Annotated in this window: 26 protein-coding genes and 1 pseudogene; 11 read left to right on the top strand and 16 right to left on the bottom strand. The window is 61.9% G+C overall.

Annotated elements, in window-relative coordinates; all coding sequences use genetic code 11:
* Positions 1-109: 109 nt before the first annotated feature.
* Positions 110-1,498: an aminotransferase-like domain-containing protein gene (locus AACY42_RS16385; protein ID WP_339480913.1), complete on the top strand. Its 1,389-nt coding sequence runs from the start codon at positions 110-112 to the stop codon at positions 1,496-1,498.
* Between the two features lie 533 nt (positions 1,499-2,031).
* A complete protein-coding gene (locus AACY42_RS16380; RefSeq protein WP_339480911.1) occupies positions 2,032-4,161 on the top strand; it encodes a TonB-dependent siderophore receptor in 2,130 nt (709 codons plus the stop codon).
* 51 nt (positions 4,162-4,212) lie between these two features.
* Here the strand turns inward: AACY42_RS16380 and AACY42_RS16375 are convergent, their stop codons facing one another.
* Entirely contained in the window at positions 4,213-4,947 is a 735-nt protein-coding gene (locus AACY42_RS16375) for an SDR family NAD(P)-dependent oxidoreductase (RefSeq protein WP_339480909.1), read from the bottom strand.
* 305 nt (positions 4,948-5,252) lie between these two features.
* A complete protein-coding gene (locus AACY42_RS16370) occupies positions 5,253-5,459 on the bottom strand; it encodes a tautomerase family protein (RefSeq protein ID WP_003202537.1) in 207 nt (68 codons plus the stop codon).
* 128 nt (positions 5,460-5,587) lie between these two features.
* Here AACY42_RS16370 and AACY42_RS16365 point away from each other — a divergent pair, with 128 nt between their 5' ends.
* From AACY42_RS16365 to AACY42_RS16350, 4 genes are all read left to right on the top strand, one after another.
* Positions 5,588-6,517, top strand: a complete 930-nt coding sequence (locus AACY42_RS16365) for a LysR family transcriptional regulator (protein ID WP_339480904.1) — start codon at positions 5,588-5,590, stop codon at positions 6,515-6,517.
* A 128-nt stretch (positions 6,518-6,645) separates the two neighbouring features.
* Entirely contained in the window at positions 6,646-7,344 is a 699-nt protein-coding gene (locus tag AACY42_RS16360) for an AzlC family ABC transporter permease (protein ID WP_339480992.1), read from the top strand.
* Positions 7,341-7,652, top strand: coding sequence for an AzlD domain-containing protein (locus AACY42_RS16355; protein WP_339480902.1), 312 nt, complete (start codon positions 7,341-7,343; stop codon positions 7,650-7,652). Before AACY42_RS16360 ends, AACY42_RS16355 begins: the two co-directional genes overlap by 4 nt.
* Positions 7,649-8,488 (top strand): helix-turn-helix transcriptional regulator, encoded by an 840-nt coding sequence (locus tag AACY42_RS16350; protein WP_339480900.1) that lies wholly within the window; start codon positions 7,649-7,651, stop codon positions 8,486-8,488. Before AACY42_RS16355 ends, AACY42_RS16350 begins: the two co-directional genes overlap by 4 nt.
* A gap of 80 nt (positions 8,489-8,568) precedes the next feature.
* Here AACY42_RS16350 and AACY42_RS16345 read toward each other — a convergent pair whose 3' ends face one another.
* Together AACY42_RS16345 and AACY42_RS16340 are read right to left on the bottom strand one after the other, a co-directional pair.
* A complete protein-coding gene (locus AACY42_RS16345) occupies positions 8,569-9,003 on the bottom strand; it encodes a nuclear transport factor 2 family protein (RefSeq protein WP_339480991.1) in 435 nt (144 codons plus the stop codon).
* A gap of 332 nt (positions 9,004-9,335) precedes the next feature.
* Positions 9,336-10,232, bottom strand: a complete 897-nt coding sequence (locus AACY42_RS16340; protein WP_339480898.1) for a LysR substrate-binding domain-containing protein — start codon at positions 10,230-10,232, stop codon at positions 9,336-9,338.
* Positions 10,233-10,410: 178 nt separating this feature from the next.
* Between AACY42_RS16340 and AACY42_RS16335 the strand changes: the two genes are divergently transcribed.
* Both AACY42_RS16335 and AACY42_RS16330 read left to right on the top strand, forming a co-directional pair.
* Entirely contained in the window at positions 10,411-11,685 is a 1,275-nt protein-coding gene (locus tag AACY42_RS16335; protein ID WP_339480896.1) for a glucarate dehydratase family protein, read from the top strand.
* Between the two features lie 279 nt (positions 11,686-11,964).
* Positions 11,965-13,149 carry a porin gene (locus AACY42_RS16330; RefSeq protein WP_339480894.1) on the top strand — a complete coding sequence of 395 codons (1,185 nt, stop codon included), beginning with the start codon at positions 11,965-11,967 and terminating at the stop codon, positions 13,147-13,149.
* 198 nt (positions 13,150-13,347) lie between these two features.
* On the opposite strand, the gene AACY42_RS16325 is transcribed toward AACY42_RS16330, so the two are convergent.
* The 12 genes and pseudogenes from AACY42_RS16325 to AACY42_RS16270 form a co-directional block, all read right to left on the bottom strand.
* Positions 13,348-14,844, bottom strand: coding sequence for a cytochrome D1 domain-containing protein (locus AACY42_RS16325; protein WP_339480892.1), 1,497 nt, complete (start codon positions 14,842-14,844; stop codon positions 13,348-13,350).
* Positions 14,841-15,683 (bottom strand): uroporphyrinogen-III C-methyltransferase, encoded by an 843-nt coding sequence (cobA, locus tag AACY42_RS16320; RefSeq protein ID WP_339480889.1) that lies wholly within the window; start codon positions 15,681-15,683, stop codon positions 14,841-14,843. The genes AACY42_RS16325 and cobA overlap by 4 nt, the downstream gene beginning before the upstream one ends.
* Before the next feature lie 40 nt (positions 15,684-15,723).
* Positions 15,724-16,902: a heme d1 biosynthesis radical SAM protein NirJ gene (nirJ, locus tag AACY42_RS16315; RefSeq protein ID WP_339480887.1), complete on the bottom strand. Its 1,179-nt coding sequence runs from the start codon at positions 16,900-16,902 to the stop codon at positions 15,724-15,726.
* Between the two features lie 152 nt (positions 16,903-17,054).
* Positions 17,055-17,579: pseudogene (gene ahbB / locus AACY42_RS16310) on the bottom strand (siroheme decarboxylase subunit beta); the annotation flags it as partial.
* On the bottom strand, positions 17,554-17,997 hold the full coding sequence (locus AACY42_RS16305) for an Lrp/AsnC family transcriptional regulator (RefSeq protein ID WP_058546342.1): 444 nt from the start codon (positions 17,995-17,997) through the stop codon (positions 17,554-17,556). The gene AACY42_RS16305 and the pseudogene ahbB (AACY42_RS16310), both read right to left, overlap by 26 nt.
* The gene (ahbB, locus tag AACY42_RS16300) at positions 17,990-18,502 is read right to left on the bottom strand and encodes a siroheme decarboxylase subunit beta (protein WP_339480879.1); all 513 of its coding nucleotides are present in this window, start codon (positions 18,500-18,502) and stop codon (positions 17,990-17,992) included. Before ahbB (AACY42_RS16300) ends, AACY42_RS16305 begins: the two co-directional genes overlap by 8 nt.
* Complete coding sequence (locus AACY42_RS16295) at positions 18,499-18,957, bottom strand: Lrp/AsnC family transcriptional regulator (protein ID WP_339480878.1); 459 nt, start codon at positions 18,955-18,957, stop codon at positions 18,499-18,501. The genes ahbB (AACY42_RS16300) and AACY42_RS16295 overlap by 4 nt, the downstream gene beginning before the upstream one ends.
* A 2-nt stretch (positions 18,958-18,959) precedes the next feature.
* On the bottom strand, positions 18,960-20,138 hold the full coding sequence (locus AACY42_RS16290; protein WP_339480876.1) for a cytochrome D1 domain-containing protein: 1,179 nt from the start codon (positions 20,136-20,138) through the stop codon (positions 18,960-18,962).
* Complete coding sequence (locus AACY42_RS16285; protein WP_339480874.1) at positions 20,135-20,464, bottom strand: c-type cytochrome; 330 nt, start codon at positions 20,462-20,464, stop codon at positions 20,135-20,137. The genes AACY42_RS16290 and AACY42_RS16285 overlap by 4 nt, the downstream gene beginning before the upstream one ends.
* A gap of 202 nt (positions 20,465-20,666) precedes the next feature.
* Positions 20,667-20,975 carry a c-type cytochrome gene (locus tag AACY42_RS16280; RefSeq protein WP_339480872.1) on the bottom strand — a complete coding sequence of 103 codons (309 nt, stop codon included), beginning with the start codon at positions 20,973-20,975 and terminating at the stop codon, positions 20,667-20,669.
* A 24-nt stretch (positions 20,976-20,999) separates the two neighbouring features.
* The gene (locus tag AACY42_RS16275; protein ID WP_339480870.1) at positions 21,000-22,679 is read right to left on the bottom strand and encodes a cytochrome D1 domain-containing protein; all 1,680 of its coding nucleotides are present in this window, start codon (positions 22,677-22,679) and stop codon (positions 21,000-21,002) included.
* 11 nt (positions 22,680-22,690) lie between these two features.
* Complete coding sequence (locus tag AACY42_RS16270; protein WP_339480868.1) at positions 22,691-22,879, bottom strand: hypothetical protein; 189 nt, start codon at positions 22,877-22,879, stop codon at positions 22,691-22,693.
* 67 nt (positions 22,880-22,946) lie between these two features.
* Between AACY42_RS16270 and AACY42_RS16265 the strand changes: the two genes are divergently transcribed.
* The 3 genes from AACY42_RS16265 to AACY42_RS16255 are packed head-to-tail and all read left to right on the top strand — an operon-like array spanning position 22,947 to position 24,519.
* Positions 22,947-23,681 (top strand): CbbQ/NirQ/NorQ/GpvN family protein, encoded by a 735-nt coding sequence (locus AACY42_RS16265; protein WP_445261558.1) that lies wholly within the window; start codon positions 22,947-22,949, stop codon positions 23,679-23,681.
* Positions 23,665-24,249 carry a cytochrome c oxidase subunit 3 family protein gene (locus AACY42_RS16260; RefSeq protein ID WP_339480864.1) on the top strand — a complete coding sequence of 195 codons (585 nt, stop codon included), beginning with the start codon at positions 23,665-23,667 and terminating at the stop codon, positions 24,247-24,249. Before AACY42_RS16265 ends, AACY42_RS16260 begins: the two co-directional genes overlap by 17 nt.
* Positions 24,250-24,261: 12 nt before the next feature.
* Positions 24,262-24,519 (top strand): cytochrome C oxidase subunit IV family protein, encoded by a 258-nt coding sequence (locus AACY42_RS16255; RefSeq protein WP_339480862.1) that lies wholly within the window; start codon positions 24,262-24,264, stop codon positions 24,517-24,519.
* Positions 24,520-24,556: the final 37 nt, after the last annotated feature.

Here is a 24,556-nt window from a genome sequence, read left to right as displayed (position 1 = left end):
TCCCGGGGACTATCACTTGTGGGTACAACGCAAACAAGGAACAGACCCAGGCCATTTATGCTTAACTGTTCGCTCAAAATTCGAGAACACTTAGCCAAGAGTGCCAGCCGTGGACCTGAAGATTGATCGTAACGTTGCCGAGCCCGTGATCCGGCAGCTCGTGACGCACCTCATGGGCTGGATCAACGCTCATGGCATTCGCCCCGGCGCGCGCATGCCGTCGATTCGGCAACTGGCCCGGGACAACAGCCTGAGCTTGTCGAGCGTGATCAAGGCCTACGACCAACTGGTCGCCAGTGGGGTGCTGGAGTCCCGGCACGGCGCGGGCTTTTTTGTCGCGCAGCAGTTGGCCCAGCCGGTGGAACCTGCACCTGAAGCGGATAACGCACCGTGGCGGCTGTTCGACAATGAATCGACGCAGCTCAAGCTCGGTTGCGGCTGGCTGCCCGATGCCTGGCGCGACGACACCGAGCTGGGCCAGGCGATCCGCCAAGTGGTGCGCAGCGACAACCACGCGTTGTTCAACTACAGCACCCCGTTGGGCTCGCCTCATCTGCGCCTGCACCTTCAAAAACGCCTGGGCCTGATCGATATTCACGTCGACCCGGCGCAAATCATCACCACCCAAGGTGCCAGCCAGGGCCTCGATCTGCTGGTGCGAACCCTGCTCAAGCCCGGCGACCTGGTGCTGGTGGAAAGCCCTGGCTATTACAACCTGTTCAATCTGCTGAAACTGCATGGGGTCCAGACCGTGGCGGTGCCAAGAACCGCGCAAGGCCCGGACATCGCCCGCCTGGAACAGCTTCTCGGTGAGCATAAGCCCTCGTATTTCCTCATCAACAGCATGTACCACAACCCCACTGGCACCAGCCTGGCGCCGAGTGTGGCCTATCGTCTGCTGCAACTGGCAACCGCCCATGACGTTCGCCTCATCGAGGACGACATCTACGCCGATTTCCAGAACGGTTCGACCTCACGCCTGGCTTCTCTGGATGCCCTGGACCGGGTGATCTACCTGGCGAGTTTTTCCAAGACGTTGTCCAGTTCGCTGCGCATCGGTTACGTGGTTGCCCATCCCGAGATCATCCAGCGCCTGGCCGAAGTCAAGATGATTACCGGCATCGGTTGTTCGCTGCTGGCGGAAAACGTGGTGGCGACGTTGCTGGCCAACGGTGCTTATCGCAAGCTGATCCAGCGCTTGCGCCAGCGCCTGAACAAGCAGATGGCGAGCACGCTGCGCCAATTGAATCCGGCCCACTGGGAGGTATTTGCCGAGCCGATGGGGGGCCTGTTCGTCTGGGCCAGGCCGCGGTGGCTGGCGGCACAACGGGTGCAGCAGATCGCCCGGGAGCTGCAAATCCAACTGTCCCAAGGCTCGACGTTCCTGCCCCAGGGCGAGGCGTGCGACTGGTTGCGGTTGAACGTGGCTTATACCCAGGATCATCGTGCGCAGGTGTTCTTCCAGCGGGTGGAGCAGGAGTCGATTGTGGCGGCTTAGTCAGCTTTTGGGTGAATGCTTTAGTCCGCTATCGCGAGCAAGCTCGCTCCCACATTGGATCTTCAGCGGGTATAAACCTTGTGGTTGGCCCCGGCCCCCTGTGGGAGCGAGCTTGCTCGCGATAGCGGCCTGGCATTCAACATTGATGCAAACTGACCCGACGCCATCGCGAGCAGGCTCGCTCCCACATTGGATCTTCAGTGGGTATAAACCTTGTGGTTGGCCCCGGGCCCCTGTGGGAGCGAGCTTGCTCGCGCGATGGCGGCCTGGCATTCAACATTGATGCAAACTGACCCGACGCCATCGCGAGCAGACTCGCTCCCACATTGGATCTTCAGTGGGTATAAACCTTGTGGTTGGCCCCGGGCCCCTGTGGGAGCGAGCTTGCTCGCGATGGCGGACTGACCGGTCACAAAAAACATCGGTGCTAATGGGAATAGATATCAAACGACAATGAGTTACTGTATCTTTCACGACACATTTTTGTCAGCCTCCCGATGTGGGTGGCTTGTTTCCATTAGGATTGTGCATCGATGCGTCGGATTCTCGTTTCACTGTGTGTGCTCCAGGCTTATTCCATTCCCACCTGGGCCGAAGAGCCAATCCCTGCCAAGCCGGCCTCCCTTGAGTTGCAAGCCACGGATATCGTCGGCGCTGCCGATTATGAATCAGCACAGGGCCCGGTGAAGGGCTATCACGCCACCCGTTCGGCCAGTGCCACCCGTACCGACACGGCGATCCATGAAACCCCGCAATCCATTTCCGTGGTGTCTCGCGACGTGGTCGAAGACCTCGGCGCCACGCGCCTGCAGGACGCCCTCGATTACGCCGGCGGGGTCGGCCGGGGCAACAACTTCGGCGGCCAGGGCCTGACCACCTTCACCGTACGCGGTTTCACCACCGGAGAGTTCTACCGCAACGGCTTCCCGATCAACCGTGGTTACCCGAACATGCCGGACGCCAACACCATCGAGCGGCTGGAAGTCCTGCGCGGCCCGGCCACCATGCTTTATGGCCGTGGCGACCCGGGCGGTACCTTCAACGTGGTGTCCAAGCAGCCGTTGGCCGAGCGCACAGTGACCCTGGGCAGCCAGGTCAGCGACCAGGGGATGCGTCGCGGTACGCTGGACGCCTCCGGTCCATTGGACGAGGAAGGGCGTCTGGCTTATCGCCTGAACGTGATCGGCGAGGGCGGCGACACATTCCGCGACCACGTCGAGACCGAGCGTTACGGCATTGCGCCGGTGGTGACCTGGCAGGTCAACGACACCACGCGCCTGACCTTCGAAGGCGATTTCATGCGCAACAACGCGCCGCTGGACCGTGGCTTGACCCATTACGCCGGCCAGCGCGGCACCGCGTCGCGCGATACGTTCTTCGGCGAAAAAGACGTCGGTAAGCTGCACAACGACAATAACATGCTGCAGGTGCGTTTCGAGCACATGCTCAACGACGACTGGACCCTGGCCGGCGGTACCCAATGGCTCGACGGCACCCTGCAGGGCAACGCGGTGGAAGGCAACGGCATCGCCGCCGATGGGCGCACCCTGGGGCGTAACTTCAACTACCGCAAGCTGGAATGGACCGACCACGACACCCAACTCAACCTCACCGGGCATTTTTCCACTGGCGGGTTCGAGCACACGTTGTTGACGGGCATCGAGTATGAAGACTACGACTATAAGTCCATCATCCAGCGCTCCGCCCCGGGTACTGGTGTCTACCCGATCGATATCTTCGACCCGGTGTATGGCCAGCCACGCCCGGCCTTGACGCGCACGCCCACAAATGACGAGGAAAACCTCAAGACGTTTGGTGTGTTCGTGCAGGATCAGGTGGCGCTGACTGAGCGCTTGAAGTTGTTGGGCGGGGCGCGTTTCGAGCGGTTCGAGCATAAGTACAAGACGTTCGTCACCGACACTGGAAACTGGAACGTGAGCGACAGTGCCGTGACCCCGCGGCTGGGAATGATCTACGACTTGACCGACACCGTGGCGGTGTATGCCAATACCGCCCGTTCGTTCAAACCTAACACTGGTCGCAGCAGTGCAGGGGGTGGGTTCAAACCGGAAGAGGGCAAATCCTACGAAATAGGCGTCAAATGGGAAGCGCTGGATCGCCAGTTGAGTGTCGATGCTGCGGTGTACCAGATCGAAAAACGCAACGTACTGACCCCCGACCCATTGGACCAGGACTTCAAAGTGGCCGCCGGCGAAGTGCGCAGCCGTGGTTTTGACTTGAACGTGGCGGGCAACCTGACGCCACAATGGCGCGTGATCGGTGGCTACGCCTATGTGGATGCCGAAGTGACCAAGGACAACAGCATCCCGTCCGGCACCCGCCTGCTCAACGTGCCCAAGAACGCCTTCAGCCTGTTGAACGTGTACGAATTCCAGGACGGTGGCCTCAAGGGGCTCGGCCTGGGCTTAGGCGCCAAGTACGTCGATGAGCGGGCCGGTAATACCGCGGCCAGCACCTTTACCATGGACAGCTACACCGTCGTGGACCTGCTCGGTTACTACAAGGTCAACGAGCGGATCCGCCTCAACCTGGACCTGAAGAATCTGTTCGACGCCGACTACGAAGAAGGTGCATTCGGTGGCGTCTACGCCTACCCAGGCGCCCCGCGAACCGTGCAGGCCGGCATCTCCTACACGCTCTGAGTTCCGCGCTTCATGAAAACCCCGAAGGTTCTGCCTTCGGGGTTTTTCTTTTTACCACTTGCCTGTGCTCATCCCGCCGTCCACCGGCAGTATCGCACCCGTCGTGAAATCAGCACCCGCCAGGTACAACACGGCCTCGGCAATTTCCTCGACGGTGCCCACGCGACCGGCTGGGGCCAGGTTGTCGAGGAAGTCGCGGTGCGCGGGGTCATGCATGGGCGTGTCGATGATGCCGGGGGCAACGGCGTTGACCTTGATGTTGTGGGGCGACAGTTCCAGGGCCAGGGCGCGGGTCATCTGGTTGACGCCGCCCTTGATCAACACCGGCAGTGCTGCCGGCACCTGGATGTTCGGCTGCAGGGCCACGGCGGCCGAAATGTTGATGATGAAGCCTTGCTGGCGCCCGATCATGTGCGCGGCAGCGGCCTGGCTGGCGTAGACCAGACCCTTGAGGTTGGTGTCCAGCAGCGCGTCCAGGTCTTGGGGGCTGTATTCGACAAAGGGTTTTGGCAGGAAGAAACCGGCGTTGTTCACCAGCCCGTCAACGGCGCCAAACGCCTTGACGGCTTGAGTGATGAGGGCGGTTGAAGTGGCCGGGTCCGCGATGTCGCCGGCCACGCCGATGAAACCGGCCGGGTGGCCGAGCTGGGTGGCGGCAGCCTCCAGGCCGGACGGGGAGCGGGCATTGCCCACCACGTTATAACCCCGACCCAGGAACGCCTTGACCAAACCCAGGCCGATCCCGCTGGAAGCGCCGGTAATGATGACGGTTTTGTTGAGACTCATGATTGACTCCTGATCACATTGAGTTGAACCGGTGCGCCTGTGTTGGCGGTGGTTGAGCTCAGGGTATTGATGCGCCAGGGTTTGATAAATAAGGCTTCTGGTACTTGAGTTGATACGTCATGTAATCAATTTGAAAAGCCTAGAAATCCCTGTGGGAGCGAGCCTGCTCGCGATAGCGTCAGGCCAGTCAGTATTGATATTGACTGACACACCGCTATCGCGAGCAGGCTCGCTCCCACAGGGTTGGCGGGTTGGCAGGCAGAAAAAAGCCCAGTCAATCGGACCGGGCTCGCAAAGGTGGGGCCTTACTCCTTGGGAAGACTTCGATACTGCGTCGTCGTCATCCCCGCATATCCCCAATTATCCGTGTCGACTTCTTCGATCACGATATGGGTCAAATGCGGGTCCTTGCCCAGTACGCGCTGGAGGGTTTCGGTGATTTCGGAAATCACCTGGGCTTTCTGTTCACGGGTGACACCGTCACGGGTAATTCGCACGTTGACGAAAGGCATGTTGCACTCCTGTTGCTGGGAAAGTGCGCAGGAAGATTCCCGCGCCATGAAGGGGCCACTGTATTTATACGCCGCAGACTGATAAACAGGCCTTTGGAAACTTCAGTTGATACGCGGTGTAATGAATCATGAAGCGTCATTTCGAAGACCTGCAGTTGGGCAGCATAGAACTGTTCTGCCTGGCGGCAGAGGCGGGCAGCTTCACGGCGGCGGCGCAGTTGGCGGGGGTTACCCCGGCGGCGGTGAGCCGTTCGATCTTTCGCCTGGAAGAGCGCCTGGGCTCACGGCTTTTCGTGCGCACCACCCGCAGCATTCGCCTGACCGAAGCGGGCAAGACCTATTTCGAGCAATGCCGCCAGGCGTTAACGCAACTGGTCGAGGCGCAGCAGGAAATGATGGGCGCGCAATCGGTGCCGTCCGGGCGACTGCGCATCAGCCTGCCCACCACCTACGGCCATCACCGCATCCTGCCCTTGCTGCCGGTCTTCCGGGCGCTGTACCCGCAAGTGACTGTGGACCTGCACCTGAGCAATCGAAACATCGATTTCGTCGCCGAAGGGTATGACCTCGCCATCCGGGTGCGGGCCCAGCCGGACTCTTCGATGATCGCCCGGCTGCTGGAAGACGCCCCATTGGTAGTAGTCGCGTCTCCTGACTATCTGCGCAAGGCCGGCACGCCGCAGGTCCTTGAAGACCTGGACGACCACGAGTGCATCCAGTTCGAATTGCCCAGCAGCGGGCGGCGGATTTCCTGGTTGTTCAAGGTCGAGGGCAAAGAAAAGGAGGTGTTCGGCGAAGGGGGTTATTGCTGTTCGGACGATGTGCTTGGTGGCGTGACGTTGGCCAGGCATGGTGCTGGACTGTTTCAGACCTACAGCTTCATCGTCGAGCAAGAACTGGCCAACGGCAGTTTGGTGGAAGTACTCCAGCCTTATGCGGGGCGCTCGCGGCCGTTCACCTTGCTGTACCCCCATGGCCGCTACGTGCCGCAACGGGTACGTGCCTTCGTGGACTTTCTCTTGCAGTACCGGGCGCAATGGGCCGGGGATCAGTTATAGGCGCAAGGGCGTCTTGCTGACGAACAAGGCCAGGCACTCGTCGCGCCCTGATGAGCAAGATCGTTCAAGACAGTCTGGCTCGGTGTCTGAGACCTTTGCCTGCCCAGTCACTGAGTTGTGAAAACCAGATGATACGTTGTCCATCACCTTTGCAAGCATTCAGCCAGGGCGCCATTGCAGTGCTCCCTCTCTCGATTGCTTGCGCCCCTTGGGGGCTTCTCGTCGGGTCAATGGCCATTGATGCAGATCTGAGCCCCCTGCAGAGCCAGGGATTCTCAATCATCGTGTTCGCCGGTGCCGCGCAGTTGGTGGCGATCGGCATGTTGAAGAGCGGGGCGAGCCTGTTCTCTATCCTGATGACGACGTTGCTGCTCACCTCGCAGCACCTTTTGTACGGGATGCACATGCGTCCTACGCTGTCGGCCCTGTCGTCACGCTGGCGCCTGACCTTGGGGTTTTTATTGACGGATGAGTTTTTCGCCCTTAACAGCCAACGCGATCCTGGAGCCTTCGATCGCTGGTACGCATTGGGCGTCGGGCTGACGTTTTATCTCGCCTGGAACCTATTCACACTGGCGGGTATTGTCATGGGCCATAAGGTTCCTGGGTTAGAGGCTCTGGGACTGGAGTTTTCAATTGCTGCGACTTTCATCGCCCTGGTTACTCCGTTGGTGCGGACGGTTCCAATTGCAGTCTGTGTTGGCGTAGCGCTGTTTTGCTCGGTGTTTTTGAGTTACTGGCGGTATGAATCCGCCCTGGTTGTGTCGGGTATAGCCGGCATGGCTGCAGGTTTTTTCTGTAAACGTTGCAGGCAGGAAAAACGATGATTTTTGCAGTGATCGTCGGTATGGGGCTGATCGTGTTCCTCAATCGTTATGTTTTCCTGGAACCGCGGCTGCCTTTCAAGCTGGGCCCTGGCACCAGAGACTTTCTCGGTTTCGCCGTCCCGGGAATGCTGACCGCCATTTGTGGGCCGATTATCTTCTTGCCCGGGCATACCCTCGGGCTCAGTATCAGCAATCCTTATTTGCTGGGTGGTCTGTGTGCCGTTGGCTTGATGGTGTTGACTCGTAACGTACTGACTAGCGTGTTGCTCAGCATGGGTTGTTTCTATTTTTTCAGGTGGTGGCCATGAGTCAGGGGATCGCCAGTGCGGTGGAGAAAACGCGGTTTTGGCAAGCCTCAAGCCTGGGAGGCGTGGAGCTGCTTCGCGCGCAATATCTTCAGCAGCGTTTTACTCCGCATGTTCATGAAGGTTATGTATTTACGGTAATCGAATCCGGTGCCCAGCGTTTTCGTCATCGAGGCAGTGAGCATATCGCGCCCATCGGCAGCATGGTGCTGATCAATCCGGATGAGCTGCACACCGGCGCTACCGCGCATCGGCAAGGATGGCGCTACCGTGGGTTCTATCCGACCCTGGAACATCTCGCCGGAATTCTTGAAGAGCTAGAGCTGGTCCTGTGTGGTTCTCCCAGATTTTCCACCAGTGTGCTGTACGATCCGCAAGTGTCGTTCGCGTTCAGCCATGTCCACCGATTGGCCGAGCAGGGCGCCTGTGCATTACAGCAACAAACAGCCTGGCGCGAGGTTGCGTTGATGCTGTTCCAGCGCCACGCCCGCGTGGGCAGCGCGGTGATGCCGGGCAAGGAACCGCTGGTGGTGACCCAGGCTCAGGACCTGCTATTGAGTCGGCTGAGCAACCCTCCATCCCTGGTGGAGCTGGCGGCAAGTGTCAATCTTTCACCCTTTTATTTTGCCCGGGTGTTTCGTCAGGCGACCGGGGTCCCGCCCCATAGTTGGGTCATGCAAAAGCGTCTGGCCCAGGCCGCGATCCTGTTGCGACAAGGTTGGTTGCCTATCGATGTAGCATTGCAGTTGGGCTTTTCCGACCAGAGTCATCTGACGCGTCGGTTCAAGCAGGCTTATGGCATCGGACCGGGGGCGTATCGCTCGGCGTTTCTGGGGTAGTTGAAGGGGCGGGGTTAGCCAGGGAGTCCCTGCGGCGAGGGCCAGGCTCGCCACAGGGTACGTCTTAGGTCAGTCGACGATCAGAACCGAAACGCCTGACGACCGATCAGCAGCCACTTGCCATCCTTCTGTTTCTGCCAGATCTGGAAGTTTTCGATTTCTGTCGGCACCACTTCAGTGCCCTTGAGCGCCTGCGCCGAGAAGTGGTTGCGCACCAGCGCCACATCACCGGACAAGGTGATTTTCTGGTTCTGCATTTCCAGCGTCTTGAACGCGCTCTTGCCTGTTTCAATGTCGGCGATGAAAGCTTTCTTGTCCTGGATGTTGCCGCTGGAGTGACCATAGGTCAGGTTCTCGGCGGCCAGTGCCTGGAGCTGGGGAATGTCTTTGTGCAGCATGGCTTGGGTCAAGTGATCGACCGCCTGGGCCACCTCTTGCTCGGGCGATGTAGCGACTGCCGCTGCGTAGCCGCTGAACAGGCACAAGAAGCTGATGACCAATGTCGCTTTTTTCATGGGGATTTCCTTGTTGTTGTAGGTATCAGGAACGCGAGCCATTATTGTCTCGTCGGTCATCGTACAACTACTCGGAGAGAACTGGAATAGGTCGCTGGCAAGGGGGCGAGGGAGCCCGCTCCAGCTGGTGTGCAGGCGTTGTGCCGGAGCTGTGTAGGAGCTATGTAGGAGCTGTCGAGTGCAACGAGGCTGCGATCTTTCCCCAGACACTTGAGTCCCAGGCGAAAGATCAAGATCAAAAGATCGCAGCCTTCGGCAGCCCCTACACAAGTCCAGCGAGAACAGCGCCCTCGCCACAGGTTTCACATGCCGCAGCTTCGGCGAGAGTGCCTTCAGAATCCCTCCCGAACCGCCCCCCGAATCCCCTCCAGCAACATGGTAAACGCCGGGTTGTCGTTGTCCTCGCGCCACACCAGGTGCAACTCGCTCTGCACCCCTTCGCCCAGGTCGATCTCGCGAAACACCACCTGCTTGAACACCACGCTGGTGGCGCAACGCGGCACCAGCGCCAGGCCCATGCCGGCGTTGACCAGCGCCAGGATCGTCAGCGACGACCCCAGCCATTGCACGAATTGCGGCGCGACCTGCGCCGAGCGCAGCATGCCGGTGAGCAGTTCGTTGAAGGGCGGGTAGGCGGCGTGGGCGTACATGAGGAACGGTTGGCCGTCCAGATCCTGCACGCTCACGGTCTCGGCGCTGGCCAGCGGATGTCCGGCAGGCACCGCCAGTACGAAGGGCTCGCGCACCAGGCATTCGGTGGCGTAGCCGGGTTCCAGCAGGGGCGAGCGGACGATGCCCAGGTCGATACGCCGGGCGCGCAGGGCTTCGTGTTGTTGGTAAGTGTTCATCTCTGCCAGGACGATTTTGACCTGGGGCTGTTTCAGCCGGGCCTCGGCGATCACCTTTGGCAAGAATTCGTAGACCGCACTGCCGACGAAGCTGATGGTCACCGAACCGATGTCGCCCTGGGCAAAGCGCCGGGCCGCCACGGCAGCTTGTTGCGCCTGTTCCAACAGGTTCTGTGCTTCGATGAAAAACGCCCGGCCGGCGGCGGTGAGTGCCACGCTGCGGGTGCTGCGGGTGAACAGCTCGACGCCCAGGTGGTGCTCCAGCAATTGGATCTGCCGGCTCAGCGGTGGCTGGGTCATGTTCAGGCGTTCGGCGGCGCGACGGAAGTTGAGTTCGGTCGCCACGGTGGTGAAGCAGCGTAGCTGGGCCAGTTCAAACATTGATTCAATCCAGGTATCAATCAAGTGCCAAGTTAGATTAGACGGGAACAATCCGCCGTGTCCATCATCGTCCCGTTCCCTACAAAGACAATGATCGGGAGGCACCCTTGAAAAACCTATTGGACGCTATGCCTGACAGCCCCCTGGCGCTGAACCCTGGCCCATCGGGAGCCGCTGTATGAAGATCAAACGCGTCACCGTCACCCCCATTGCTTTTCGCGATCCACCTTTGCTCAACGCCAGCGGCATCCATGAGCCGTTCGCGTTGCGTTCGATCATCGAGATCGAGAGCGACAACGGTTACATCGGCCTGGGGGAGAGCTACGGCGATGCACCGGCCTTGGCAATCCAGCAGCAATTGCAGAGCCAGTTGATCGGCCTGGATCCGTTCAACCTCAATCAGTTGCGGGCCATCGTTCAGGCGACCGTCGCCGCGCAGAAACCGGCCAGCGTCGCCGGTGCCGAACTGGCGCCGGGTTCCCATGCGAGCAAGGCGGTGAGCAACGCCTATTCGGCGTTCGAAGTGGCCTGCCTGGATTTGCAGGCCCACTACCTGAACGTGCCGCTGGTGGACCTGCTGGGCGGCGCGATTCGCGACGAGATTCCGTTCAGCGCGTACCTGTTTTTCAAGTACGCCGAGCACATCGATTCGCCGTACCCGCCCGACAGTTGGGGCGAGGCGCTCGACGAACAACAGATCGTTGCCCAGGCCCGGCGGATGATCCAGGACTATGGCTTCAAAAGCATCAAACTCAAGGCCGGCACTCTCGATCCGGAGCATGAAGTCGCCTGCATCAAGGCTCTGAAGCAGGCGTTTCCCGGCTACCCGTTGCGCATCGATCCCAATGGCAATTGGTCCCTGGAAACCTCGATTCGCATGGCCGAGTTGCTGGGGGATGACCTGCAGTATTACGAAGACCCGACGCCAGGCCTGGAGGGCATGGCCGAGCTGCACCAACGCACGGGGTTGCCGCTGGCGACCAATATGGTGGTCACCGATTTCGATGAGTTCCGCCGCAGCGTGGCGCTGGACAGCGTGCAGATCGTGTTGGCCGACCATCATTACTGGGGCGGCCTGCGCGACACGCAGGCCTTGGCGAAAATGTGCAGCACCTTCGGCCTGGGCGTGTCGATGCATTCGAACTCGCACCTGGGCATCAGCCTCATGGCCATGGCCCACGTGGCGGCCGCAGTGCCGAACCTGGACTACGCCTGTGACACCCATTACCCGTGGCAGGAGCCGGATGAGGAGGTGATCAAGGGCGGCAAGCTGCCGATTGTCGACGGTTGCGTGAAGATCACCCGGGCGCCGGGCCTGGGCTTGGAGCTGGACCGGGATCAACTGGGCAAGCTGCATGAGCAGTTCCTCAGTTGCGGCATCCGCCAGCGCGACGATGTGCGGCAGATGCAGCGTTACCGGCCGGGCTGGAAGACTGTCAAACCGCGGTTCTGATACACCGCAGAGAGGCCTGCTGCGCAGGCCTTGCTACCACAGATAACCCTCTTAGCCACAAGTCGGTGGCACTCGGCACCAACCCTACATCCCCCAGGCCGCCCTGCGGCCCACACCCAAAGTACCGCCCCCGTCGGCATCGCAGTCTTACGCCCAAACTGCCGCGCCGGGCCGGCGCTTCCAAAGCAGCCGCCAATTGCCTCCAAGGCAGCGTATGACGCGCCCGGGCACCTTTCGATAATCGCCTCCGACATCCCGTCCCCTGTTGCGGAGCGCGCCATGCACAACAATAAAAATACCCGCCAACGTTTTTTGCCTGCGGTCATCGTAGGTGTTTCGAGCCTGGGCTTGATGCCTTGGGCCAGCGCCGAAATCATGCTGTACGACAAGGACCAGACCACCTTTTCCACCGACGGCTACATCAATGCCTTTTACGTCAACAGCGACGTTGACCGCGCGGGTGAGCAGTACGACCGTCGGCAGGCGCGGGTCAAGATGGGCTTCTTGCCCAACTACCTGGGCTTCAACATGGGCAAGCAGGTCGATGACCTCAAGCTCGGCGCCCGGGCCTCGTTCTGGGTGACCATCAACGACAGTGAAACCAATGGCACCGACACCGCCATCGACGTGCGCCAGTTCTACGGCACCGTGGCCAACCCGGAGTGGGGCGAGGTGCTGATCGGCAAGGACTTCGGCCTGTTTGCCCGCTCTAACATCCTGCTGGACGAACTGCTCGCCGGTTATGGCCAGGTCAGCGACACCCTGGGGTTGGTGGACGGTGGTGGCGTCTCGTTCGGCAACATCGGCAGCGGTTATCCGTACCCGTTCCCGACCTCGCAGATCACCTACCGCACGCCGGTGATGGAGGGCTTGCGCGTGGCGGTGGGGATCATGGACCCGGTGGACACCAACGACAACAGCGCCACGGGCAAGGCCTATCAGGAAAACCCGCGCACCGAGAGCGAGATCACCTACCAGTTCGACCTGGGCGGGGCGAAGATCTACAGTTGGCTCAACGGCAGTTACCAGACCTCGGACAACACCGATGCCACCGTCGAGTCGGTCACGTCCAAGGGCCTGGGGTATGGCGTGCAGGCCAAGATGGGCGGATTGTCGCTGACCGGCTCGGGGTTCCAGGCCAAGGGCATCAACCCGTTCTTCACCAACAACGCCGGTGAAGCCACCCTGCGCAATGTCGACAGCAAGGGCTACCTGTTGCAGGGCTCCTACAAGCTGGGCAAGAACCGCCTGGCGTTGTCCTACGGCAAGACCGATGACGACGGCAACGGCGTGGTGGGCAGTGGCGCCGATTACGAAACCCGTGGCATCGCGTTGTTCCACGACATCAACGACAACCTCAAGCTCGTGGCCGAGTACAACCAGTTCGAAATCAACGGCCACGATACCAGCGCCCAGAACGAAGACACCGACACCTTTGCGGTGGGGGCGGTGCTCACCTGGTAACGTCGCACCGCCCCGTTGGGCTCTGTAGGAGCTGGCGAAGCCTGCGATCTTTTGATCTTGATCTTTTCGCTCTCGACTCAATTGTCTGGGACAAGATCGCAGCCTCGTTGCACTCGACAGCTGCTACGGTACGGTACACCGTTGCAGTTTCTGGTGGCGGGAAAGCTTGCTTTCGGGGCTGCGCATCAGCCCCCTTTTTTAATGTGACGTCCCCTCGGCGAACTCGATCTTGTTGCCGACGTTGTACTTGCCCGAAGGCTTGTTCATGGGCAGGCGCTTGATTTCCTTGAGGGTGTTGCTGTCGTAGACGATCAGCGCGCCATCGGTATCCCAGATGCTCAGCAGCAGGTAGCGGCCGTCGCGCGTGAATTCGACGTGGGCGGCGGTTTTGCCGGGCATGGGCCGCAGGGTGTGGGCGATTTCCAGGGTCTGTTTGTCGATCAGGTGGATGGCATCGTTGTCCGGGCCGAAGAACACGTCGGTCCAGGCGTAGCGGGAGTTGGCGTGGCTGCGCAGGAAGAAACCCGGCCCGAGCGTGGGGATCTGCTTGATGACTTTCCAGGTGTCGAAGTCGATCACCGAAATCAGCCCCTTGCTGATGTTGGGCGTGGCGAACACCCAGTGCCCATTGCGTTTCCAATAGGTCCCCGAGCCCAGGTGCGGCATGCCCGGCAGCGCGATGTCGGTGACGATCCGCCCCGTGTCGAGGTCGATCACCTGGCCGCCCTGGGCCTTGCGCGAGGTGGCGAGCAATTGCCGGTAATCGGGCGAGAAGGAAAAATCATCAAGGTAATCCTCGGCCTTGATACGCCTGGGCACAAAGTCCGGATTCGGTCCGGTGGACAGCTCCCAGACCTCCTTCACATCTTTCAAGGCCACGATGAAACTGTTGCGCGGCGGCGCGGTATAGACCGCACTGACCCGCGACGCCTGGCCGTCCAGTCCCACCGTTGCCATAGTCTTGACCAATGACAGGTCGCGGGCATCCAGCACCACCAGACTGCCGGGCAGGGTGTTGCCCACCAGCACCCAGCGGCCATCCTTGCTCACCGCCAGGTTGCGGGTATTGAGCCCGGCCCGCACCTCGGCGATGAGTGTGAGGTTGTGCAGGTCATACAGGCTGATCCAGCCGTCCCGGGAGGCGAAATAGACGAAGCGTCCGTCCGGCGAAAACTTCGGTCCGCCATGCACCGCAAAGTGTGAGGCGAAGCGCGCCAGGACGTCGAAGCGATCCCCATCGACGATGTCGATGTGATGATCGCCAGCTTCCACTACCACGAACAGGTTCAGCGGGTCGGCGTTATGCTGGGGTTTATCAGGCAGGTTGGCGACATCCGCCAGCAGGCGATGGCTACGGCGCGTGTCGTCCTCGCTCCAGGTCGGTTCGACAGCGGGTGGACGCTGGAGATAGTGGGTCAAGCCATCGATCTGCGCAGGCTCCAGCACCGTATCGAACGCTGCCATCTGGCTGGCCGGGCGGCCATTTTCGATCACCTGGCGGATTTCGTCGGGCTTGATCCGACTCAGGCTCTGGGGTAACAGCGCCGGCCCGGCGCCGCCGATGCGATTCACCCCGTGGCATTGTTGGCAGTGTTGCTGGTAGTTCTGTTCGGCCAACGCCAGGTCCGGTTCAGGCGCCGTGGCGCCGTGGACGGCACCGATCCACAGCAATGGGGCCAGCCAACCGATTCTCATGAGGCCACCCTCGCGATAGCCGGCTGGAGCGGTGGGGCTGGGTGCAGGCGGGCCGGATGCTCCAGTACCTGATGGGCAAACAAACCGACTACCTTGCCGATCACCGTCAAGGTCGGCAGGCCTTCGGCGCATGCCAGCGCCATCTCCGGCAATTGCTGGAGGGTGCCGCGCAGGACCTGCTGGTCGGGGCGCGTGCCGTTGCTGATCAGCGCCGCCGGCGTATCCGCCGCCAGGCCTGCCGCGATCAGCCGCGTGGCGATGGTGCCGAGGTTCGACAAGCCCATGTAGAACACCAGGGTCTGGCTGTCATCCGCCAGGCTTTGCCAGGGCAGGTTCAAGTCGCCTTCGCGTTGCAAATGACCGGTGATGAAGCGACAGGAATTGACCAGATCGCGATGGGTCAGGGGAATGCCGGCATAGGTGCTGCAACCGGCCGCGGCGGTGATGCCTGGCACGACTTGGCAATCGATACCGCGGGCCAGCAGATACTCCAGCTCTTCGGCGCCGCGACCGAAGATGAACGGATCACCGCCCTTGAGCCGCACCACCCGTTGTCCCAGGTTGGCCAGGTCGGCCAGCAGTTCGTTGATCTGTGGCTGGGGCAGGCTGTGGCAACCGGCGGCCTTGCCGACGTAGTGCCGGGCGCAGGTCAGCGGGATCAGGCTGAGCAATTGGGGGCTGATCAAGCGGTCGTAGACCACCGCGTCGGCCTGCATCAACAGGCTCCAGGCACGCAATGTCAGCAGGCCCGGGTCACCAGGGCCAGCGCCGACCAGGGCGACTTCACCCGGTCTGAAGGGCGATTGCAGGGCAGCGGGCAAAACGATGGAGGCAGGCATGGGACTTCCTTGGTTCGGTATCAGGTTCGCCGTCGGTTGATCAGGCGCAAGGCATCGCAACGCTGGGGATCGCGTGCAAGCCGATTTCTTCGTCGTTGAGGTGGCAGCCGGGGTCCTGGCCCCACAGATCGCCGTCGGCCCAGGCCCGGGTGCGGGTATTGCCGTTGCAGATCGCCAGCCAGCGGCATTGCCCGCAGCGCCCGCCCACGGCCCGTGGGTGTTCGCGCAGCTTCAGCAGCAGGGCATCGGGGCGATCGAGCCAGAGTGTCTTGAATGGCGTCTGGCGGACATTGCCCACCGAGTGCTGCCACCAGTACGTATCGGGGTGGACCTCGCCGGTATTGTCGATGTTGGCGATGCCGCTGCCCGACGCGTTGCCGCCCCAGGCCCGCAGCATCTGCTCCAGTGCCGCGTAATGTTGGGGCAGGCGCCGGGATACCCATTGCAGCAACAGGATCGCGTCGGCGTCGTTGTTGCCACTGACGAAATCACTGTCGCGGCCCTGTTCGATGTCGCGCCAGGCCCGCTCGAAGATCAGGGTCATGGCCTCGCGGCTCATCTGCTGATGGGCATCGAGCTTGCGACTGCGCTTGCCCCGGCCGCTGTAGTTGAGGTGCGACAGGTAGAATTTCTGTACGTCGTACTCATTCATCAAGTCCAGCAAGCGCGGTAGCTGGGCATGGTTTTGCTGGGTGAGGGTGGTGCGCAATCCGACCCGGATGCCTTGCTCGCGGCAAAGCCGGATGGCCGCCATGGAGCTGGCGAAGCTGCCCTTGAGCTGACGGAATTCATCGTGGGTCGCTTCCAGGCCATCGATGCTGATGCCCACGTAATCGAAGTTCGCCGCCGCAATCTGTTGGATATTGGAAGCGTCGATCAGGGTGCCGTTGGTGGACAACGCGAGGAAAAACCCTTTGTCGCGAGCATAGGCACTGAGTTGGAACAGGTCCTCGCGCAGCAGCGGTTCGCCGCCGGACAGGATCAACACGCGCACGCCGGCATCGTGCAGGTTGTCGATGACCTGGAGCGCCGCCGGGGTGTCCAGCTCATCGCGAAACACGCTGTCGGCCGACGTTGCATAGCAGTGTTTGCAGGTCAGGTTGCAACGCCGGAGCAGGTTCCAGATCACCACTGGCGGACGGCTGCTGCCCGGTGGCGCGACACGTGGGGCGGGGCAATGCCCGGCCAGGGCTCGCAGGTAATGGCTGATCCTCAACATAAGGCGCTCCTTCGGTTGGCGTGCGGGTTCAGCGCGGCTTATCCCAACTTGGTGGGAGAAAGGCTTGGTGGGAGCAAGGCTTGCCCGCGATGACGCGGATGCGGTCCTTCAGGAACCGACGCACCTGTTTCGCGGCCAAGCTTTACCCCGACAGGCGTCAGGCGCAGGCCGGTTTTTTTCAGGATGCGGCTGCTCACCAGCATGTCGTCGTCGGCGCAGGCGGCCCCCAACAGATAGCGCAGGTGTTCGCGGTAGCTGTCGATTTCTTCGCGGCTGCGGCCATGGACCATGGCGAACAGGTTGTAGCGCCAGTCGGGCCGGCGCGGGCGCCGGTAGCAGTGGCTGACAAAGGGCTGCGCCCCCAGCAGGGCGCCGAGACGTGATATGTCGGCGTCGGCCACGTCCCACACCGTCATGCCGTTGTGGCGGTAGCCCAGGCGATAGTGATTGGGCACGGCGGCGATGCGGCGGATCGCCCCTTCGGCCTGCAGGCGCTTGAGCAGGTCGAGGGTGGATTCCACGCTCAGTTCCAGTTGTTCGGCCAGCCAGGCCCAGGGATCTTCGAGCAAGGGCAGGCCGGCCTGGGTCAGTTCCACCAGGCGCAGTGCCAAGGGTGTTTCATCCAGCCGTGGCGGCGCTTGCCACACAGACTCAGACGGGGAAATACAGGCCGACATGGTAGGTCTCCTCTTTGGGCAGGTTCAGCGGCACCAGGCCGGTCAGGTGTTCGATGCGCAGCAGGGTGTCGTTGATCGCCTGTTCGCTGGGGCAGGCGAGCACGAACCACATGTTCCAGGTGTGCTCGCGGCGGTAGTTGTGGGCGACCTCGGGCATGTCCGCGAGCAGCTCGGCGATGGGCTCGAAGCGCGGCTCGGGCACCGCCAGCGCCGCCAGGGTGAACGCACCGCCCAGGCGATCGATGTCGAACATCGGGCCGAAACGGGTGAGTACGCCGTCGTTGAGCAGCTCATGCAGGCGGTCGAGCAATTCGCTACTGCTGCTGTCCAGCTCCTGGGCCAGGGCTTGCCAAGGGTGACGCACCAGCGGCAGGCCCAGTTGCAGGCGATTGATCAGGCGGCGGTCCAGGTCATCCATCGACACGGGCTCCGGCCGGTGCGGCGAAACGTCCGCCGCATTGCTTGAACAGGTGTGTGCTGAACAGCAACTGGTGGGGCAGGTCGTCCAGCAGATGCTCTTCAAGCAGCGCCTGGACATGGGCTTCGACACGGTCACGCTGGCGACCGTGGATCATGCAGAACAGGTTGTATTGCCACTGGGGCAGGCGCCTGGGGCGTTGGTAGCAAAGGCTGATGCCCGGGGTTTGCCCGAGGCGACGCCCGACTTCATCGACCAAGGCGTCCGGCACGTCCAGCACCAGCATGGCGTTGGCGGCAAACCCCAAGGCACGATGGTTGACCACAAGGCCGACACGGCGGAACAGCCCCTGTTCATGCCAATGCTGTACCTGTTCGAGCACCTGTTGCTCGCTGGCCTCGATCTGCTCGGCCAGGGCCTGGAAGGGGCGCGATGTCAGCGGCAAGCCGGTTTCCAGCAAACGGCGCAGTGCCAGTGACTGTTGTTCGCTCAGGGTGCTTTTCATGGGGTGGCCTCCAGGGCAAAGCCAAGGTCGATGCGGTAGGCGGTCAGCATGGGCAGGTCCAGTGGCGTGAGACCGGTGTCGCTCTCCAGTTCCTGGAGGATGTTTTCCAGGTGGGCACGGTTGGGGCCGGTCAGCACGAACCACAGGTTGTAGCGATGTTCGCGGGCATAGTTGTGATTGACTTCCGGGTATTGGCTGATGCGTGCGGCCACCTGGTGCAAGCGATCTTCGGGCACGGCGAGGGCGGCCAGGGTGCTGGCCCCGGCCCGGGTGTGTTCGAACACCGGGCCGACCCGCGACAAGGTCCCGGCCACTTGCAGATGCTGCAAGCAGTCGATGACCTGGGCTTCGCTGCAGCCCAAGGTCTGGGCCATGGCCCGATAGGGCTCGGCGCACAACGGCAGGCCATGCTGAAATTGATCGATCAGGCGTCGCGCCAGTGAGCTGGAGGTCATGGTCAGTACCCCGGCTTGTGTGCGCGACTGCTGAAGAAAATGCCGCTGGGGCTCAGGGCCGGCAGGCTGCCCAGGGGTTCAAGCCGATACGGGTTCCAGACCTGTACTTCGCCACCGTCCCGGGCGGACAACCACAACTGGTCACCCCGTGCGGTGAACTCCATGTGCAGCACCGCCGGGCCTGGCCGCAGGTCGGCGACGATGGCGTGGGTCTGGGTGTCGATGACCTGGACGCGGTCGTTGTCCGGATAGGCGAAGTTGACCCACAACTGCCGGCCATCCGGTCGCGCCGTGACGAACACCGGTTGGCCGGCCACGGCGATGGCGTCGGTCTGCTGCCAATCCTGGGCGTTCATCACCAACACCTGGTGATGCCCGACGGCAGGCACGAAGGCTTGCTGGTCGGCCAGGGCCCAGCCCTCCAGATGCGGCATCTTGTACACCGGGAGCCGCGCCTGGCCGCGCCCGTAATGGCCCAGTACCCGTTTCACCCCGCGCTCGGGGTGCCAGAGATCGAGTTGGGCCATGCCGTCTTCACCGAACAGCCCAGCCATGTAATAACGCCCGTCCGGGGTGATCAGTGCGTCATAGGGTTGCTGGCCGATGGCGGTGAAGCGTTCGATGCGCGGGGTGAGGCCGAGGCTGAAGTCGGCGGTCCAGATCTCGCCGGTGTCGAACAGGCTGAACACGAAGCGCTGTCCCGGCGCGTCCACCAAGCCGACCACCCGTGAGCGCTTTTGGCTACCGGGCAACGGCGTGGCCGGGATGTCGGCGACCTGTTCCAGGGTCTGGGCATCGAACACCTTGACGCCGCCGGGCTCGTAGTTGGAGACGGCAATCAGCTTGCCGTCCTGGCTGATCGCACCGCCGATGCTGTTGCCGCCCTGGATGATGCGCCGCTCGATGCGCGTGCTCAGCAGGTCGACTTTGCTCAGGCCACCATCGCGGCCGAACACATAGGCGTAGCGCTGGTCGCGGGAGAACACCACCGAGGCGTGGGACAAGTCGCCCAGGCCTTCGACGCGGCCCAGGGCGGTGCGGGTGTCGCTTTCAATGATTTGCAGGCTGCCGGTGGCGCGTTCCACCACCACGCCCAAATCGCCGGTGCCGCGCAACGGTGTCTGGGCGCAACCGCAGAGCAGCAGGGCGATGGTGGTGGACGAGAGGAAAGAACGGATCATGAGGCGGGTTTTCCTTGAAGGAGCCGGTCCACCAGCCAGCGAATGTCGTCGGGTGCAAGCAACGGTGCCCAACCGGGCATGGCGCTGCCGGGCCGTCCGAGGGTGACGGTGGCGATGAGGCTGTCGCGGGATTTTCCGGCCAGGGCTTCGTGGGTCAGGGGTGGGCCGAGGCCGCCGGTCATGTACAGGCCGTGGCAGGCACCACAATCCTGGTCCAGCAGGTGTTGCAGTTGGGCCTGGCGCTGGCTGTCGGGAGCGGCCAGCACGCAGGAGGAGAAAACAAAGAGGAGGGTGGCTATCGCGGTGCTAAAGCGGTGTCGTTCCATGACGTCCTCCTGAATGAAAGGGTGCTGCCTTTGTGGCGAGGCGCTATGTAGGCGCTATGTAGAGCTGCGTAGGAGCTGTCGAGTGCAACGAGGCTGCGATCTTGTCCCTGACAGTTGAATCTCAAGCGAAAGATCAAGATCAAAAGATCGCAGGCTTCGCCAGCTCCTACAGTGCCCAGCGGGAGCAAGCTCCCTTGGGTGGTTATTTAAGGGTCAAGACCCACGCAGCCAGGATCTTGGCTTCCTCTTCCGTCACGGGGTTGGCCGGCATCGGCATCGGTCCCCAGTTGCCTTGCGTTCCTTCCTTGATGTGCTTGGCGAGTAAATCCTCTGCTCCGGCGACGCCGGCGTTTTTCGCCGCGACCTCCTTGAGCGCCGGGCCCACCAGCTTGGTATCGATGGAATGGCAGGCCGCGCAGGGCTTGCTCTTGAACAGCGTCGGGCCGTCCTGGGCCAACGCCGGCAGGCTGTAGGCGGCAGTCAAGGCCAAGGCAATCAGAATAGGCTTCATGGTTTTTCCTCTTATTGATGGGGCTCAATAGATGTCGTGTTGGGTGTTGTAGACGTTGAATTTTCCGGTGGGGGTGATCAGGCGTTTGTCCTTGATCACGTTCTTGACCTTGAGGGTCTTGTCGTCGATCACCACCAGCGCCGACTCATCTTCCTGGCCACTCCAGACCGAGAACCAGACCTCGTCGCCGGCCTTGTTGTATTCCGGTTGCACCACACGCATCGCGCCTTTCTTGATACCGGCGTACTCGGCAATCGGCAGCACGGTGTAGCCGGCGTCAAGCTTGTCGATGTTGAACACCGCCACCGACTGGCTGAGCTTGGCGTCGGGGCTGAGGGTGGTGTCGACATACAGGTGACGAGACGCAGGGTGCGTCTTGATGAACAGCGAGCCGCCACCCTGGCCCTGGAGCGAAGCGACCTGCTTCCAGGCGTATTGCGGGTGCTTGACCGGGTCGGTGCCGATCAGCGAAACCCCGGCATCTCCCAAGTGGCTGGTGGCCCAGACCGGTCCGTAGAGTGGATGGTTGAAGTTGGCGCCGCGTCCCGGGTGCGGAGTCTTGCCGACGTCGACAAGGGCGGTGAGCTTGCGTTCCTTGGAATCGATTACCGCGACCTTGTTGGAGTTGTTGGCGGCCGTCATGAAGTAGCGATGGCTGCTGTCCCAACCGCCGTCATGCAGGAACGGCGCGGCGTCGATGCTGGTGATGGTGAGGTTCTTGATGTCCTGGTAGTTGACCAGCATCACCTTGCCGGTTTCCTTGACGTTGACGATGAACTCCGGCCATTCGTGGGAGGCGATGATGGCCGCGACGCGAGGCTCGGGATGGTATTGCTGGGTGTCGACGGTCATGCCCCGGGTCGAGACGATCTGCTTGGGCTCCAGGGTCTCGCCGTCCATGATGGTGAACTGTGGCGGCCAGTACGAGCCGGCGATGGTGTATTTGTCTTCGTAGCCTTTGAACTTGGAGGTTTCCACCGAGCGGGCTTCGATGCCCACCTTGATTTCCGCGACTTTGGTCGGCTCTTTCGGCCACAGGTCGATCATGTCGATCTTGGCGTCCCGGCCGATCACCAGCAGGTAGCGCCCCGACGCCGAGATGCGTGAGATGTGTACCGCATAACCGGTGTCGATCAACTTGACGATCTTCTTGCTGTCGCCGTCGATCAGGGCAATCTTGCCGTCGTCGCGCAGGGTCACCGAGAACAGGTTCTGCAGGTTGAGGGTACTGATCTGCTTGGTGGGCCGGTCTTCAGGCTTGACCAGCAGTTTCCAGGTCTTGCGGGTTTCTGCCATGCCCCATTCCGGTGGCGTCGGTGGGGTGTGCTGGATGAACTTGGCCATCACCGTGATCTGGTCTTTGGTCAGGGCATTGGACGTGCCCCAGTTCGGCATGCCGGCGGCCGAGCCGTAGGTGATCAGCGCCTCCAGGTAGGCCTGGCCGCGCGATTGGGTGATGTCGGGTGTCAGTGGCTTGCCGGTGGCGCCTTTGCGAAGCACGCCGTGGCAGCCGGCGCAGCGCTGGAAATAGATTTCCTTGGCCGCGTCGAAGTCAGCCTGGCTCAGGTCAGGCGCGCCTTCGGTCTTGACCACGCGGGATTGCTCCGGCGCAGCGGTTTGGTCGGCGAAGACGTGGGGGGCGGCCAGCGCTGTACACAGCGCCGTGACCCGCAGGGCCCACGATTTTTTGTGGCTGATCAGCATTCCATTTCTCCTCAGGCGTGACCCGCGCTGCGCTGTAATTGACGTTCGGCGCGCAGGTTCTTGGTGCGGTACAAGGCTATGCCCAGGCCGGTGGTTGGTCGCTTGACGGCGATCAAGTTTGCCGGCCGCAGGCCTTGCCAGGTTGTCGCAGGGCACCGTAGCGTGGCCTGCAATCGTGTTGTCTGATCAGGCCTTGCCATGAACGCTATCCACACTGTGCCGCACCCCGATGAACCCTTTTATCAACCCCAGGACAACGAGCAGGCGATGTTCGAACAGGCCTGGCGTCACGGCATGCCGGTGCTGATCAAAGGCCCGACCGGCTGCGGCAAGACCCGTTTCGTCCAGCACATGGCCCACCGCCTGAAGCTGGCGCTGTACACCGTGGCCTGCCACGATGACTTGAGCGCGGCCGACCTGGTGGGCCGTCACCTGATCGGTGCCCAGGGCACCTGGTGGCAGGACGGGCCGTTGACCCGGGCCGTGCGCGAGGGCGGCATCTGCTATCTGGATGAGGTGGTCGAAGCGCGCCAGGACACGGCCGTGGTGTTGCACCCGTTGGCCGATGATCGCCGGCAGTTGTACCTGGAGCGCACTGGCGAAGTACTGCAGGCGCCGCCGTCCTTCATGCTCGTGGTGTCGTACAACCCCGGTTACCAGAACCTGCTCAAAGGCATGAAGCCCAGCACTCGCCAGCGTTTCGTGGCGATGCGCTTTGGCTATCCGGCGGTGGCCGATGAAGAGCGCATCGTCGTCCGCGAGGCTGGGGTTGATCTGGCCCTGGCGGTCCAAGTGGTGCGATTGGGGCAGGCGCTGCGCCGGCTCGATCAGCATGACCTGGAGGAAGTCGCCTCGACGCGCCTGCTGATCTTCGCCGCGCGCATGATCGGCTCCGGCATGGACCCACGCCAAGCCTGCCTGGCGTGCCTGGCCGAGCCGTTGAGTGACGATCCGCAGACCGTCGCTGCGTTGATGGATGTGGTCGATGTCCACTTTGGCTGAAACCGTTGCCGTGCCCCGGCGTTTGCCCGGGGACTTGGCGATGTGGTTTTTTATCCTCGCCGAGTTGTCGGTGTTCGCGCTGTTGATCCTGGCGTTCACCGCCGCCCAGGCGTTGTACCCGCAGACCTTCAGCGAAGGCCGGCAATTGCTGGACCGCTCCACCGGCCTGGCAATGACCCTCAGCTTGCTGACCGCCGGCCTGTTCGCCGCATTGGCCCAAGAGCAAGTCAGGCAGGACCGGCCGCGTCGAGGCGCGCTGTTGTTGTGTGTGGCGTTGTTGCTCGCCTGTGGCTATGTGGGGATCAAGCTTGCGGAGTACGCCCATCTGTTGGCGAGTGGCCTGGGGATGGAGCACAACACGTTCTTCACCTTGTACTGGATCCTCACCGCGTTTCATTTCCTCCATGTGCTGTTGGGTATGGTGATCCTCGCTTGGTTGGCCGAAGGGTGCCGGCGACGTCGCTATGGGGCGCAACGCAACAGTGGGCTGGAATCCGGCGTGCTGTATTGGCATATGGTCGATCTGGTCTGGGTGCTGCTGTTCCCGGTTGTCTACATCCTTGATTGAGCGGAGGTGCTCATGTCAGCTTCCCGTGTCTTGATCGCCTGCTGGATGACGCTGGCCGTGCTGAGCACCGGCACCGTTGCCCTCGGCCAGATCGCGGCTACCGGGCTGGTGTCCATCGCCATCCTGGTGGTTGCGGTAACCAAGGCCTGGCTGATCGTCGACGGCTTCATGGAACTGCGCCACGCGCCGCGATTGTGGCGGCGGTTGGTGTTGAGCTGGGCGGCGTTGCTGGCGACGGTGATCGGGCTGGTCATCTCGTTCTTGATCTGATCGTTCCCACGCTCTGCGTGGGAATGCATCCCGTGAC

This window comes from Pseudomonas sp. RL_5y_Pfl2_73, from assembly GCF_963970515.1.
Taxonomy (GTDB): domain Bacteria; phylum Pseudomonadota; class Gammaproteobacteria; order Pseudomonadales; family Pseudomonadaceae; genus Aquipseudomonas.
This window is presented reverse-complemented; position numbering and strand designations above follow the sequence as displayed.